The organism is Ekhidna sp., from assembly GCF_039960695.1.
In the GTDB taxonomy this organism is placed as follows: Bacteria; Bacteroidota; Bacteroidia; order Cytophagales; family Cyclobacteriaceae; genus Ekhidna.
In genome coordinates, this window is the sequence record NZ_JBDVKP010000019.1 from 103,565 (window position 1) to 118,428 (window position 14,864).

Sequence of the window (14,864 nt, forward strand, 5' to 3'; positions counted from 1 at the left end):
AACTCATATTTCTTCTACTCAACAATGATCCACTGACCTTTGCCTTTTGCATTGATACTTGCATCATACATGGCTTCACAATAAGGGCCGGGTAAATAGAATTCTCCTCCATAAGTGGCAGTCAAATTGACTTTAAAGGTCTTTGATTCACCTCTTTTCAGAAAGAAATACGTGTATATCCGATCATCTTTGATATCCTGATAATCAAAACGAGAATTACTGAAAGCGTCTGTATCATTTAGACGGTCATTATTGATCTCCCATCCTGAAGGAAAGATTTGAGTCAGTGCCACATCTCTTACCGCAGAGGTTGATTCATTTGCAATCTTTACTTCTGCCGTGAAGGTTTGCCCTTGCTTAATATCTGTCACACTGACACTCTCTCCACGCTGATTGAAATAATTGATATTCATCTTCAAACCGGAACTGGTGGCTGGTTCTTCTCCCGGATAAGGGGTTCCGGTAGTGGTCAGTGTGATGAATAACATTCCATCCCCTTCATTGCTTATGGATAGCTTTTTGTCTTTAGATTCTGCATTGATAGAGGATCGAATAATCGGCAGCTCACTCTCCCAGTTTTCTGATTTGCCTGCGTACGTAACTTTAGCTGTCAGGTCAGAGGCAGCCATTTGTCCCAGATATTTACTGATTGCAAGTAGGGTATAGGCGGTCGTTTGTGTGCTATACCAGTTTTTGCTAGCCAAATTGTCTGCAAGCTCTCTCAGTAATTTGAAGCCTTCTTTTTTTTGATCCAGGTACGTATAGCTTTCTAAAAGCAAGGCTTTGTCCCTCATAGATGAGCCATAGGAATACCAATAATTATAACGTGAAGGTTGCGTCCCCGCTTTTTTTAGCAAATCGAGGGCGATTTGTTTCTTTCCGATTAGACTATACGCTGCTCCCAATTTCCAAAGCGACTGACTCTTAAGATTTGGAGTATTCAACATGCGGTTCATACTGCTAAGGGAAGCGTTTCCGCTTAATGCAAGAGTAAACAATCGGTAGGCTTGAATGAGATCATCATTATACCGGGTGTCCCCTTTGCTCCAGTTTTTCGCACGTCTACTTTGATATTTTTTTATACTGTTCATCAGCTCTTTTGGAACAAAATAGCCTTTAGCTTCTGCTTCAAGAAGAAAGTGATAGCCGTAATTAGTCCCCCAGTCGTTTACCTCACTCTGTCCTGGCCAGTAGGCCAATCCACCCTCAATAGCCTGGAACTTTTTCAGTCTTTCAATGGCTGATTTTACATTTTGCTCAATTCTAATCTTTTGTGTGGTTGTAAGCTCAGTGATGTCACCCAGAAATAGCTGAGGAAATATAGCAGAAACAGTCTGCTCTATACATCCATGGGGATATCGGATGAGGTACTGTAATCTTTTCTCCAGGTTCAATGATGGTACGGTTGCTATTTCAAGAGTGGCCGTATTGGTCCCTTCCATGCCAAAGGTGGCTAGCTCTGCTTCATACGTCTTTCCTTTTTCAAGCGTGAAGAGCTCTACCTGTGTTTGCTCGGCATTCGGCGCTCTACTTTCCAGATATATTTCATGGGTAGCAACTTCTTTTCCTGATTTCGCAATGATTTTGACTTTACCACTTCCTAGTCTTTTTGCCACCTCCAGATCAAAATATTGAATTACATTCTCCGAGGAGGACAAATCAACTGATGCAGATTTATTACCGGAGACGGATAATAATCCTTCTGTTTCAATGGTAATTGTAGCATTTTTAATATTTTCTTTATATCGAAAAACATTTACAGGCAGCTTGATTTTTTCACCGGGACCGGTCACTCGAGGAAGTGTACCCAAGACCATCAAAGGTTTAATAACCGGAGTAGCTTTATCAGCTTTTCCGTACGCTCCATTCATCCCTGCTACAACCATTGTTTTAACTGAGCCAATGTACTGCGGCATGGTGAACGTATGAGATTGTGCTTTTCCCGTGGTAAAAAAAGGCCCCATGAACTGAACTACCGGTTTGAAGCGTTCATCAGGCTTCTTTCCTTTTTCACCATCTGAGCCCTCACCATCTCCACCTACTGTAAGTACCTTTTCTAATCTACCCCCGTAAGCTCCAATGACTTCATCGTACAGGTCCCAGGTTTTTACTCCTATTGCTTCCCTGCTGTAGAAATGATTCCAGGCATCAGGGGTTTTAAAGTTGGTAATATCTAAAAGTCCTTCGTCGACCACTGCAATTGTATAAGCCATAGCCTTACCATTTTTCTCAGAAACCTTGATAGTCACCTCTTTACTGGGTGCAAGCTCATCATTCATGGCAATTTCAGGTTCAAGGATGGTCTCATTGTCTACGACTTTGATTGGGGCAATGCCGTAGAGTCTGATCGGTAAGTCATTTTTGGTTTGAGCATGCGGCTGAAGCAATGTTACATGTGCATAAATATTTGGTGCCATCTCGGCAGTGGCTTTTATTCTAATCGTCGTATTTCCGTCAGCAGTTTTAGTCCAGAAATGCTCCAATACCTTGCTGCCATTTTCAATACTAACTAATGCCTGGGCACCAGAAGTGCCAGGAATAGTGAGTTCAATTTCCTCACCCACCTCGAACGCTGTTTTATTCGTTGAGACGGACATGAAAGTAGCTCCCAGCTCACCTTGTTCTCCACCTCTCCAGCTCATATAAAAATAGTCGCCCGAAGTATGACCCGATATGGGATCCTCAAGCACCATTAGGTATCTTCCCCAATTACCAATATTAAATGTTCCCACTCCTCGTCCATTGGTAATGTCCACCCACTTTTCTGTGACCAGATTTCTATTGGAACTGCGGATGTAGTTTACTGAGTTATCCTCCGATTCGTCCCACCACCAACGCCAGTTCACTTCGTAGATTTTCATTTTAATTCTTTTGGAGGCAATTGGGTTACCTTCACTATCGACAGATGCGATGTTGACCTTGTGATCTACGTCACGCTGTAACCTACCCCAATTGTCCCCTTCGGGTAGTTGAAGTCCAACAAAAGACTCAAACGGGTAATAGATTAATGATTGGGTGTTGATGCTGAAATCTCCTCCTGGTTCAAATGCTTTAGTTTCGAAAGTTGCTCTGACAGCACCTCCTGCTTCTTTTTGTTTAGGAAGCGTGTAATTAAATGTGGTGCTTCCGCTTGCGTCGGTTCGTCCGGTAAAAGCAATTTTTTTCTCACGGATTACATTTTTTACCGGATCATCAAACGTGAAATTTGCCAATCCATCAAACGTGGTTTTGACTGGGCGGTAGCTTATCGATGTTTCTACTTTTAGATTATTTCCTTTGATTCCCGTTAGCCAGTTCACTGACATATTAGGAGATAGTGTTCGTTTATCGAATGCAATTTTATCAGCCCCAAAATCCAAATTGATTTTTAATCGGTTCGGTTTGATTGTCTCCACTTTTACCTGCTTGTTAAAAGAGGCATTTCCGACTTTAATGGTAGCATTCCAATTACCAGTAATGTCTGTAGGGTCGGTTTTGGTAATGAAAGAATACAGGTTTTCCACGCTGGCATTTGCTACCTGTCGATCTTTTAGGTTTCCCTGTGGATCTCTTAATTCAAAAATAACCGGTTGATCCGCTGGCACACGATCATCGGTATCTTCCAGCATGAATGAAAGAAAGATGTCATTTCCTGGTCTCCACACGCCTCTTTCCCCATAAATAAATCCTTTAATGCCATTTCTAACTCTATTTCCTGAAACATCAAAATTGCTCATGGTGAGAGATGACCCATCATCGAGCTTGAGATAGGACTTTTGATTGTTTGCCTCTGCTATGATCAGAAATGGCCTTCTTACAGGATTGAAGGTGACCATTCCATTAGCATCTGTTTTTGCTTCATCCAAAAGTTGAAGTTGAAAGTCGAGTACCTTGACCGAAGCTTCTACTGGAGAAGCTGATATCATATTTGTTGCGTACACATTTAGCGAATTATCGCCACCGATCTTGGTTATCAACCCAATATCTGAAGCGATTAGATTTCGTGTGGCAAACCGATCACTGTGGTAATAAGAAATATGACATGGATTATCTCTTTCGTTCCATCGATACCCTCGAGGGTAGTAGTAGTTAGAATAGTAATTATTGAAGCCATCATTATCATAAATGCTCCACGAGTCGTTTGGGGTAGATTTTATGCTACCTGTAGGGATGTCCTCACATGGAAAGACTGAATCCTCAGGTCCAAAACCTAATTGAACCTGATAGATCGCTCCTTTTTCAGTTTCAAAAAGTGAAGCCAAATCAAGTGTGAATCGATTCCAATTAGAAAGGTCATTTGAATACTCAGAAAGGTCAATTGATTTAGACATAATATGCCTACCTGTTCTTAGCATTTGGTTACTGCCATTGATCGAGTTGGCTTGTAAGAATTGCGGGATGTTTTGTTCAAAGACCTGAATTATATCTACCTGAACACTTTTGAGATTGATGGATTCAAAAGGCAATACCAAGCCATCAGTAGATGGCAGGATACTTCCTTTCCCAATTAATCTGACTTTGGGATTTTCAGGATCAAAAGCGAGGTAGCGATTGAGTGTTTCTTGAAGCGGATGACCAAAAACATTTTTAACTCCACTCTCTATCTTAATCGGCCTGCTTCCCGCCAGCATACGGGTCAAATAAACCTGTACTTGATTTCCATCTATTACAAATTTGGGATTAGGTTCTCCATCTATGGTGATTAGTCCTTTTAGGTTCTGGTTAGGTTGTAGCGGATCGGAGAACAGTAGAGAAACATATGGAGTGCCCGTTTTTTGTACGCTTGTGGAGGTCAATGAAAAATTTTTGGTAGAAGGGATAGATAGCGTTTCTTCGTCTTTTTTCTCAATTCCAATTGCTTGTCCTGAAACAGCCACTTTTAAGTCATATCCATCGTCTGTTCGTTCAATGTTTTTTACAGTAAATCTATGCGAGGTGCTGGTTCGGTGAACCCACTCTACCTTTTTGCCTCCGGCATTGATCATTTTTTCTACTTCCTCATTTGCTACAAAGTCTGAGGTGCTTAGCTCACCGTTGAGTTCCAGCACCTTCGGATTTTCATTGTCAGTCGTGCGCAGGCCTTCATAGTCTACCTCAAAGTCCATAGGAATGGTTTGTACCTTAAAAACAAATTCGTTGAGTGCCTCAGGAACTTCTACCATGGATGATAGACTTAATTTAACTGCGTATTCCTGACCGGATTTTAGCGGAATACTTGGGCTAAAAACCAATGATTGACCCGATCGTACAACTTCACCTTTAACAGATGGGGAGATTGATATCCAACTATCAGCTACTTCCTGAGGGAAAACAACATCATTGGCCAACTGGATGGTTATGTTATCTTTTTTAGAAATAATGCCTGTGGTGAACCCCACAACGTAATCCATAAATCTGGCATCCTGTGAAACCTGAGTTTCTTGTCTTTTTTGACAAGAAGTAATTAGAAATAACGTTCCTAAAAGAACTATAAATAGCTTTTTCATAGAAAATTGAAATTGGTAATAGGTAGAGTGGGAAGTTAGGAAATATCAGGTAATTGCCACTTAAACTTGACTGCAAGTATTCGGAATGAACCAATAAATACGACAGTTATTAGAATATTCCATCCTTGTTCTAGCCCTATTTTTTGCATGATTACATACAGAATGCCGCCACAAAGACACGTAAGTGCATATATTTCTTTTCTGAAAATAAGTGGTATTTCGTTGCAGACAATATCCCGTAGAACACCACCAAAAACGGCGGATACCATCCCCATCAGAATAGCAATGATGGGATGAACGCCAAGTGTTAATGCTTTTTGAAGACCTAAGACGGTGAAGACTGCAATCCCGACGGTATCAAACATGAAGAAGGTTCTTCTCAATTTCAACACTACTTTGCCAAATAGTAAGGAGATTAGGATGCCAGAACCGATCATGGTGATATATATAAGGTCTTCCATCCAGCCAACGGGAGTGCTTCCCAGCAATACATCTCTGACAGTACCACCTCCAATAGCAGTTATTAAACCAACGGCAGCAATTCCGAAGAAATCAAGTTTCTTGTCTCTCCCGGCAAGAGCTCCTGAGATGGCAAATACCATTGTTCCGACAATGTCTATGAAATAGAGAATAGTCACATGGCAAAAGTAGCTACTTTCAAAATTCTAGTTATGCTGATCCATCATAATTTGGTTGCCATCTGGGTCCATCATAATAATATGTTCGGGCCCTTTAGTTGATTCATCTGCCTCTTTGGTCAACTTTATCCCATTTGCTTTCAGCTCTTTTTGAATGCTTCGAACATCTTTCGGATTAAAAGTCATAATAGATTCTTCAAACATGCCCTGAAAGAGCCCAACTACTACGCTATCTGATTTTAGAATTCTCCACGAGGTACTTTCCCCATCCGGAAACCCTTCATTCATATGACCTCCGTCAATGACCTTAAATCCTAGTTTTTGGTAAAAACCTAGACTTACTTCCATATTTTTAACTGGAAGACTTAAAGAGAATTGTCCTAAATCCATTTGCTTAATAATTTGATTAGGACTCAATTATCGTACAATGTTTCCTTAATGGACTCATACTATTGGGTGATTTTATCAAATTGAATTAAATACGATATTATTTAGTTCGTTAGTCCAAAAACCTAATATTCCTTTTCAAACCCTCAAACTTTGTCCGCTTTACTGCGGACTTCTTAAAGACTTTTTGAAAGACTTCTTTTGTCATTTCCTGCCAGTCCTTTTTCGAGAAATCTTCCCAGCCTTGTGGCTGAAATGCAGGTTCTGAGTGTGGTTTTGAAAACCGATTCCATGGACATACATCCTGGCAAATATCACAACCAAAAGCCCATCCTTCCATTTTGTTTTTAAACTCAAGAGGTATTTCTTCCTTCAGCTCTATTGTTAGATAAGAAATACAACGGCTGCCATCTACAACATAGGGTTCTGGTATTGCGTCCGTGGGGCACGCATCCTGGCATGCCGTACAAGTACCGCAGTAATCTTTCATTGGTCCATCTGGTTCCAATTCCAGATCAATGATGAGTTCAGCCAAAAAAAAGAAGCTTCCCATCTCCCGATTTAGGAGTAATGAATTTTTACCAACCCATCCTAACCCACTTTTAGCTGCCCATGCACGTTCATGCACCGGGGCAGAATCCACAAAGACCCGGCCATTTACTTCTCCAATCTCCTCCTGAATTTTATTCATGAAAGCCTTCAGCTTATCCTTCATTATAAAATGGTAATCTTGACCGTAAGCGTACTTGGCGATCTTAGGAGAATTATCTGACCGTTCTTTTTGAGGATAATAATTATAGATTAATGAGACTACAGATTTTGCTCCAGGCACGAGCTTAGTAGGATCCAGTCGTTTGTCAAAATGATTTTCCAGGTAACTCATCTTTCCCTGATAGCCACGCTTCAGCCATTCTTCTACCTTATCCGCTTCTTCTTCTAAGAATTCCGCTTTGGAAATTCCACAAAAGCTAAATCCAATTTCTTTTGCCCACACCTTAACCTTTTGTGTGTCTGGCGTGAATGACGAACTGTTCATCTAATAAGCCATTTATGGAAATATCCTCGTAGTTAAATTGATAATCAAATTAAACCTAATAATTATGTTAAAAGAATTTAAAGAATTTATCATGAAAGGCAACATCCTTGATTTGGCTGTTGCTGTTATTATTGGAGCTGCCTTCAAAACCGTTATAAGCTCATTTGTCAATGATATTTTAATGCCTCCAATTGGGATGGCGCTAGGGGGCGTGGATTTTTCTGATCTAAGATATACCATACAGGAAGCATCGGACGGTGTGGAAGCAGTAGCTATTAATTATGGAGCTTTTACACAGACATTGATTGATTTTCTAATCATCGCTTTTGTGATCTTCATGGTATTAAAGGCTTATAATTCCATGCAGAAGAAAAAAGAAGAAGCTCCTGCTGCGCCTCCGGCACCATCCAATGAGGAGGTTTTGCTAGGTGAAATCAGAGATTTACTCAAAAAGTGATTTTATAGGATTACAAAAAAGCCTGTCGGAAATGATAGGTTTTTTTTAAATCTATATGCTAGACTTCAGCATGGTTGCTCGCTAATATTCTGTTGCAGGAAATTGAAGTATCTATGCGGGATCAGTAATCTTGAGTGCCGGATGTTTGCATCGATAATTAAATAATTAGAGATGAAATACATATCAAAAATTAAGGAAGCAGAAATTACCCTATCAAAAATGGATATACTAATAGCAAATGCAGCTGTACTCGCCTACTACACACTGGTTACTTTTGCTTTACATACCTTAATTCAATCCATTTAAGACTATCTGAAAGCTTGAAATAGGAGCTTAATCTGTTCAATTAGAAGCAATCAATTCTTATATATTAATGCAAAATATTGAAGTATTAATGCAAAATTATAAAGTATGATTCCGTCAATTTTGAACTTCCTAAAGACATAAGACTAATTATTTAGGCGAGTAAAGGAGCGTTAAGCTCTTAGCACCTTGGGTTTGGGGACCCAGGTGCTTTATTAGAAAGATAATAATGGTGAGTAAGCAAGTAAACTTGCGCGATGGTGTCCCGACAGTGGTGTGTCGGGACTTTTTTATTTATTCAAAACCGGCTCTTCACCAATATATTTTTCATACTGCTTTTTGAACATGGTTACATTGGTCATACCAATTGCTTTTGCAGCATCTGTTAGTGTCCCAACTTTATTCAGATTGATTAGTTGAGCTGCATATTGGTATTTGATTTTTTTTACGAACTCAAGAGGAGTAATATTCAATGCTACTTTGAATACCTGAAAGAGTTTCCTTTGGCTTACTGCTATTTCACTTGCCAGATCCTGAATTCCAAACAGGGTGTTGTCAATGTTTTTTATCACTAATGTTTCTAACTGCCTGATCATCTCCTTTCTGGTATTTTCCGGGTCAAAATGGGAGAATGTTCTAGCAACACTGTTTTCCTCGCCTTTCTTTTTTAATAGGTGATGTACTCGGATTTTGAGCTCTTTTGTGTCAAAAGGTTTAGGAAGAACATGTTCTACGTCATGGTCTAATGCTCTCTTAAGTTGCTCTTTGCCTACTCTGCTAGAAACAATAAGACAAGGGATGTCTTTGTATTTAGTCTCTTGCATTTTTTCAATTAACTCAAACCCGTCCATCACTGGCATAGCCAGGTCAATGATGATCAAATTGATGTCACGTTCCTTTAATTTTTCAAGTGCCTGCCTGCCATCAGCAGCTTCATAAATTCGAAAATCCTTTCTTAATATTTCCGAAATAAGTAATCTAATGTCCGGATTATCATCTACGATAAGAACCGAGCTCTGATTCTCAGATGGCAATGTCTCTGCTTGTACTTCTGATGCTTCATTGAGCTTAAGTTGATCCTTTATCCAACTATCTTTCAATACTTCATGATTACCGTTTTTTTTAAGCACGGGAATTCTCACTTCGAATGTAGCCCCCTTCTTGCTTCGGTTATAAGCGGAAATGGTACCTTCATGAAGCGTCACAATTTCCTTGGCTATTGCAAGACCAATGCCGAGTCCCTCTCTTTTGGTATTCAGTTCATCACTTGTATAAAAGCGATTAAACATTTGCTCAGTCTTTGAAGGATCAATTCCTGGCCCTTCATCAGATACCAGGATACAGATATCCTCTTCGTCTCTTTTACATTCAATTTCAATTTTAGAATCAGTTTCGGCAAAATCCAGTGCATTTGAAACGAGATTGAAAAGGACTTTTTCAAAGTGCCAGGTATCCAGCATGATCCATTCAGTATCGTCCAATGACGATTTCATTTCAAGTGCAACACCTTTTGCTTCCGCTGTTGGTTTGAAAATAGTAATGAACTCATCAATGAATTCATTAAGATAGCATTTCGATTTGTTAAGTTTTAGCAAGCCCTCATCAAGCCTAATTAATTCTCGAATTTCACTTGAAAGATTATTTAAACTATGACTGAATCGTTGGATCGCTTTTAATTTATCAATCGTATCTATGGGTAAAACGTCTTCATGCTCTACCAACAACATATCTGTTAATCCTAAAATGATAGCGATGGGGTTTTTTAGATCGTGTGAAACATTCGCGAAAAAAGTGGATTTTGCTTTATCCAGTGTGAGCAATTTTTCATAGCTAGCCCGTAAGTTTTTTTCTGTCTCCGATAAGCGAAGTACATTTTTTATACGCGCCTGAAACTCGAGTTTACTGAAGGGCTTGGATAAGAAATCGTGAACGCCTGCTTTGAAAGATTCCGATAGATCTTCCGGTTTTTTCATTATGGCTGTGATCATAATGATGGGTATATGAGCTAGAGCTTCATCGGCTTTTACAGCTTCTACCAGTTGGTAACCATCCATCTCTGGCATTTCCCAGTCTGTCAGGATAAGTTGAGGAATGTATTTTTCGGCTAATTTCAGCCCAATTTTGCCATTTGGAGCCGTGAGTGCATGTTTATGCAATCCTAATTCTTTTAGCTCATCGATAATAATCTTGAGATTGTCAGGGTTGTCATCGATGACCAGAATATTTGTATTTAACTCAGTTTGATTCATGCGCCGATGTGGTGGTTAAAAATTCAGCTAACTTTTGTTTAAACACAGCTATTCCGTTTTGATCATATTCAGTTACCAGCTGCATGAGTTGATCACATATTGATTTAGTGCTACTGCTCTTTTCTAAAAGTGAGTCGACTAACTCTGACCACTTACCTGCCTCATAAACTTCTAATTCGTTTATTTTTCCTGCTATTCCTTCCCAAACAAGATAATCTTCATCTTTGAAATTAAAGAATGTTTGATCGTTTAATTGATCGCTGATCATGCTTGCGCCCTTACTCACTATAGGTAGTGTAAAAGAAAAAACACTGCCCTTGCCTTTGGTAGAATCTACCTCCATTTTTTGTCCATGTGCATGAATGGCAAGCTTGCAAAATGATAGACCCAGTCCAGTAGAAGAAGCTCCTCCAAAGGATCGAGCTTCAGATTGTTCAAATTGTTCAAATATTTTTTTTAGATCCTGTGTTGGGATGCCATCACCATAATCTTTTACAGATACTTTGATTCCTGCAATGGATTCACTTGTCTGGATTTCAACAGGGGAATTGAAATGAGAATATTTGATGGCATTCGATATCAGGTTGTTTAGCACACGATGAATGAGTTGCTGATCGGCCTGTACCCTGTATTTCCGATTCATTTTGTTCATTATTTGAATATTTCGTTCTTCTGCAACGGGCTTTAGCTCATCTATAACCTCATTGATGGTTTCTGATATTTCAAAATCGGTGATATCTAACTTCATTTTTGATTTTTCAAAACGAAGAACATCGAGCATGTTTTCTATCAGATTGAGCATGTGTTTGCCTGAACGATCAATTTGTTTGATGTCATCGTTCTTGTCTCGATCCGCTCTTCTGATAATCGAGACAAGAGGATTTTTAAGATCATGTGCGATCATACTTACCATTGATTCTTTGAAATGCTCCAGTTCTTTTTGTTTATTGTAGGCCTTTTGAAGATCCTTATTTTTCTGTGCAATAGTATTTGTTCTGTCTGCCACTTTTTTCTCAAGAATCAATTGATTCCTCTTAAGAGCGTTCACCCGAGATTTGTAATAAAGAATACCAACGAGTAGGATCAGCAAAATGGAGGATATTCTAAATGTCCATGTTTCGTACCATGGGGGCGGGATAAAGAAGTTTATTGTTATAGCGTCGGGATTCCATATTTTGTCACTATTAGTACTCCGAACTTTGAGGATATGACTGCCGTGATCTAAAGCAAAAAACTCCAAACTGTTTTGATTATTCAGCTGATGCCAATTTTGGTCATCATCTAGCATGTAAGAATATGAGACATTAGATTTTCTTGCCGGATTTATTGCAGCGAATTGAAAGGTCAGGCGCTGGTCATACGGAAGCACTATTTCCTTTTCTAAAGATTCATGCTTCCTATCTTCTATCAGGATATTTCTTAAGACCAACCTAGGGAAAGTAGCTTGCACTTTTACTTCATTTGGATTGAAAAAGGTGATGCCGTTTTTGCCCCCGAAGTAGAAATACCCGTCCGTATCCTCCATGTAAGCCTCCAGGTTATAATCATCACTACCTAATCCATCTTTCATTGTGTAGTTTTTGAATGAATTGTTTACAGGGTTGAAGTGGCTTAACCCATTATTCGTGGAGATCCAATATGTGCCTGCTTTTGTTTTTAGCATCCCCATGGTTGAATTATTACTTAGCCCATCAGATTCTGTCCAGTGGGAAAAGCTTTTTGATGCAGGGTTAAAGTAATTAAGTCCTCCTCCTAAGGTGGTTAACCAGTAATTATCGCCATCAGGATATAGATGAAGTACCTTGAAATTGTTTAGGCTTGATTTTTTTTTAGCGTCCGGAACAAATGATTCAAATGTTTTAGTATCATAATTATACCTATTTAGTCCCCCACCATAGGTGCATACCCATAATCCACTTTCATCTTCTATGAAGGATGTAATGTGATTGTCAGAAAGCGAGGTAGTATCTCCAGGTATACTTCGTATGTGTTTGAAGTCATCAGTTTCTGGCTGATAAATATTAATACCTTCTCCATAAGTACCAATCCAGATTGTTCCTTTACTATCCTCAAAAATAGCTGTAATAATATTCATGCTTAACTTATTGCCATACAGCGAAGATTTATATCGTTTAAATATTCCATTATTTCGATCGAAGATATTGAGACCTCCACCCCAGGTTCCTACCCAAAACCGGCCTTTCGAATCCTCATACAGTATCCTTATCCAGTTGTGACTGACACTTTGAGGGTTATCAGGATCGTGTACATATCGTTTGAACTTGGCCGGGTTATTTGACTCCATCAGGTTTAATCCCCCACCAAATGTTCCCATCCATAAATTGTCAGATTTGTCCCTATACATACAGTAGACATTGTTATTTGACAAAGAGCCTTCATCACCTGGATTATTTTTGATAAAGTGAAAAGGACTTCTTACAAGTTTTTGAAAACCCTTCATATAATACCCTACATATGTGACGCCATTGGAGCCATGAAAAACAGTGCTAACATCATTATCTGAAATGCTGAATTGCGTATTAGGATCGTGCAAATAATGATGAAAAAATCGTTGGTCAGGATCAAAAATGGAAATGCCTTCGGTGGCGCTTCCAATCCATATTTTTCCATCTTTAGCTTCTGTCACAGACTTAATTCGGTCTCCAGCCCTATAGGAAGGGTGTAGGTTTTTAATTTCCTGAAAAGAATCCTCATTTTTTTCTTTAAACCATAGACCATTTTCGTCAGTACCCAACCAGATATTCCCATTGCTATCCACCAGAATGTCCCATGCTGAATTTATTGCTGCTAGCACCTTTTCAGCTTTAGAATGTTTTTGATTCCATCGAAACACACCCTTGTCTTCAGTAGCTACCCATAGATATCCATTAGGGTCAATCTCAATATCCATCACTTTACTATTGGGGAATGCGCTAATTTTTTTGAAAACCTTAGTTTTAGCATCAAACTCATAGATGCCATCCCCTTCAGTACCAACCAATAATTTTTCTCTTTCTGTTTCAACAATTGTCTTGATAGCCAGGGTAGAGGCCCCTTCTTTAAGAATGTAATTTTCAAAGCTGTTGCTACTTCGATTGAATAAGCTCAGGCTTGCCTTCGTTCCAACCCACAAACGGTTGCTGTTATCCTCAAAAAATGTCCAAACAGAATTATCCGGAATGGTTGTGGAATCACCAAATTGATGAGTGAAAGACTCAAAATCATATCCATCAAATCGATTGATCCCACCAAAATTGGCAATCCAAACCATATCCTCACTATCCTGGAAAATCTTATTTGTGCTGCTTTGATTTAATCCATCGGATTTAAAAAATGACTCGAACGTGAAGCTAGGAGCCACAGAAAAATCTTGACTATTTGCCAGACTGGCTGATAGTATACAAACAATCATTAAAAGTGACCTTATAGCTTTGTTTATGGCCATACTCTTCGATTTATTACTATTTGATCTCTGTTAATCAACAAATTTGAGATAGAATAATGCGGATATTATAAGTATTTCGACAAGAATGCTAAGTATTGCTTTCAGATCTTTGAAATAAAAATAATAAAACCATGCACAGGACAACTGAACATCATATGGGTAAGGTATTAATAATTGCGCTTTACGTGATAGTTTTAGTTCTTTCTACGTTTATTTAGTCGCAATTTTATACTTCCTCACTTTGGTGTTTCCTGAACCCCGAAAGTTGGAGCAAGTGTAACTGTTCCGCCTGCAATCTTGGCATTGGTGTGTGATCCCGGGTTGTGTGTATGATTGGGATCACATTCGTTAGCGAAATCTTGTGATTTATGATGGATAAATAGAACAGTTCCTAAGATATCAGTTTCATTCTGAGTGCCCACACTCCATAAATCTGTTTGTAGCTCAAACTCACCATTACCATTTTCATCAACCTGAATGTTCCCAACATCGCCTGCAAATGGTTTTAACCATACTCTACCCATACTCTCGACTTCACAAAAGGCAACAAATTTGCCTTGATTCCAATGTCGGTCTGGCGCTTCTAGCGTGCCCATATGAAGATGCATTGCATGGGCTGTATTGGGCTCCATATCATTTACTCTTAGTTCAAAGGTGGTTATTCCATCCTGATAAGCGAATGTTGCAAATCCCATTTGCTCGCCTGATTCATAGGTTACACCGTCTTCAGAGTCTACCCAGAATATAGCTGCATTAGCTAAAACCAAGGGTCCAGGCTCGGGTGCCGGATCATCACTTTTGCAACCAATAGATGTCAGAATCAGTAACAGCAGAATACGCGTTAATTTCATTTGAAAATCTTTTATGATTAACAATTCATAAAA

Annotated in this window: 9 protein-coding genes; 2 read left to right on the forward strand and 7 right to left on the reverse strand. The window is 39.2% G+C overall.

Translation table 11 applies throughout. The features are described 5' to 3' along the window. Positions 1 to 14: 14 nt before the first annotated feature. From ABJG98_RS14095 to queG, 4 genes are all read right to left on the reverse strand, one after another. Complete coding sequence (locus ABJG98_RS14095; RefSeq protein WP_348280181.1) at positions 15 to 5,465, reverse strand: MG2 domain-containing protein; 5,451 nt, start codon at positions 5,463 to 5,465, stop codon at positions 15 to 17. Between the two features lie 35 nt (positions 5,466 to 5,500). Further along, entirely contained in the window at positions 5,501 to 6,103 is a 603-nt protein-coding gene (locus tag ABJG98_RS14100; RefSeq protein WP_348280182.1) for a trimeric intracellular cation channel family protein, read from the reverse strand. Positions 6,104 to 6,130: 27 nt separating this feature from the next. Next, the gene (locus tag ABJG98_RS14105) at positions 6,131 to 6,493 is read right to left on the reverse strand and encodes a VOC family protein (RefSeq protein ID WP_348280183.1); all 363 of its coding nucleotides are present in this window, start codon (positions 6,491 to 6,493) and stop codon (positions 6,131 to 6,133) included. Positions 6,494 to 6,602: 109 nt separating this feature from the next. Beyond that, complete coding sequence (gene queG, locus ABJG98_RS14110) at positions 6,603 to 7,526, reverse strand: tRNA epoxyqueuosine(34) reductase QueG (protein ID WP_348280184.1); 924 nt, start codon at positions 7,524 to 7,526, stop codon at positions 6,603 to 6,605. A 58-nt stretch (positions 7,527 to 7,584) separates the two neighbouring features. On the opposite strand from queG, the gene mscL reads away from it, so the two are divergent. Next, the gene (gene mscL, locus ABJG98_RS14115; protein WP_348280585.1) at positions 7,585 to 7,983 is read left to right on the forward strand and encodes a large-conductance mechanosensitive channel protein MscL; all 399 of its coding nucleotides are present in this window, start codon (positions 7,585 to 7,587) and stop codon (positions 7,981 to 7,983) included. A gap of 171 nt (positions 7,984 to 8,154) precedes the next feature. Continuing rightward, positions 8,155 to 8,289: a hypothetical protein gene (locus tag ABJG98_RS14120; RefSeq protein ID WP_348280185.1), complete on the forward strand. Its 135-nt coding sequence runs from the start codon at positions 8,155 to 8,157 to the stop codon at positions 8,287 to 8,289. A 287-nt stretch (positions 8,290 to 8,576) separates the two neighbouring features. On the opposite strand, the gene ABJG98_RS14125 is transcribed toward ABJG98_RS14120, so the two are convergent. The 3 genes from ABJG98_RS14125 to ABJG98_RS14135 all read right to left on the reverse strand — a co-directional run bounded on the left by ABJG98_RS14125 (position 8,577) and on the right by ABJG98_RS14135 (position 14,831). Then, complete coding sequence (locus tag ABJG98_RS14125; RefSeq protein ID WP_348280186.1) at positions 8,577 to 10,535, reverse strand: response regulator; 1,959 nt, start codon at positions 10,533 to 10,535, stop codon at positions 8,577 to 8,579. Then, positions 10,522 to 13,980: a two-component regulator propeller domain-containing protein gene (locus ABJG98_RS14130; RefSeq protein ID WP_348280187.1), complete on the reverse strand. Its 3,459-nt coding sequence runs from the start codon at positions 13,978 to 13,980 to the stop codon at positions 10,522 to 10,524. Before ABJG98_RS14130 ends, ABJG98_RS14125 begins: the two co-directional genes overlap by 14 nt. A gap of 236 nt (positions 13,981 to 14,216) precedes the next feature. After that, positions 14,217 to 14,831, reverse strand: coding sequence for a superoxide dismutase family protein (locus ABJG98_RS14135; RefSeq protein ID WP_348280188.1), 615 nt, complete (start codon positions 14,829 to 14,831; stop codon positions 14,217 to 14,219). Between the last annotated feature and the right edge of the window lie 33 nt (positions 14,832 to 14,864).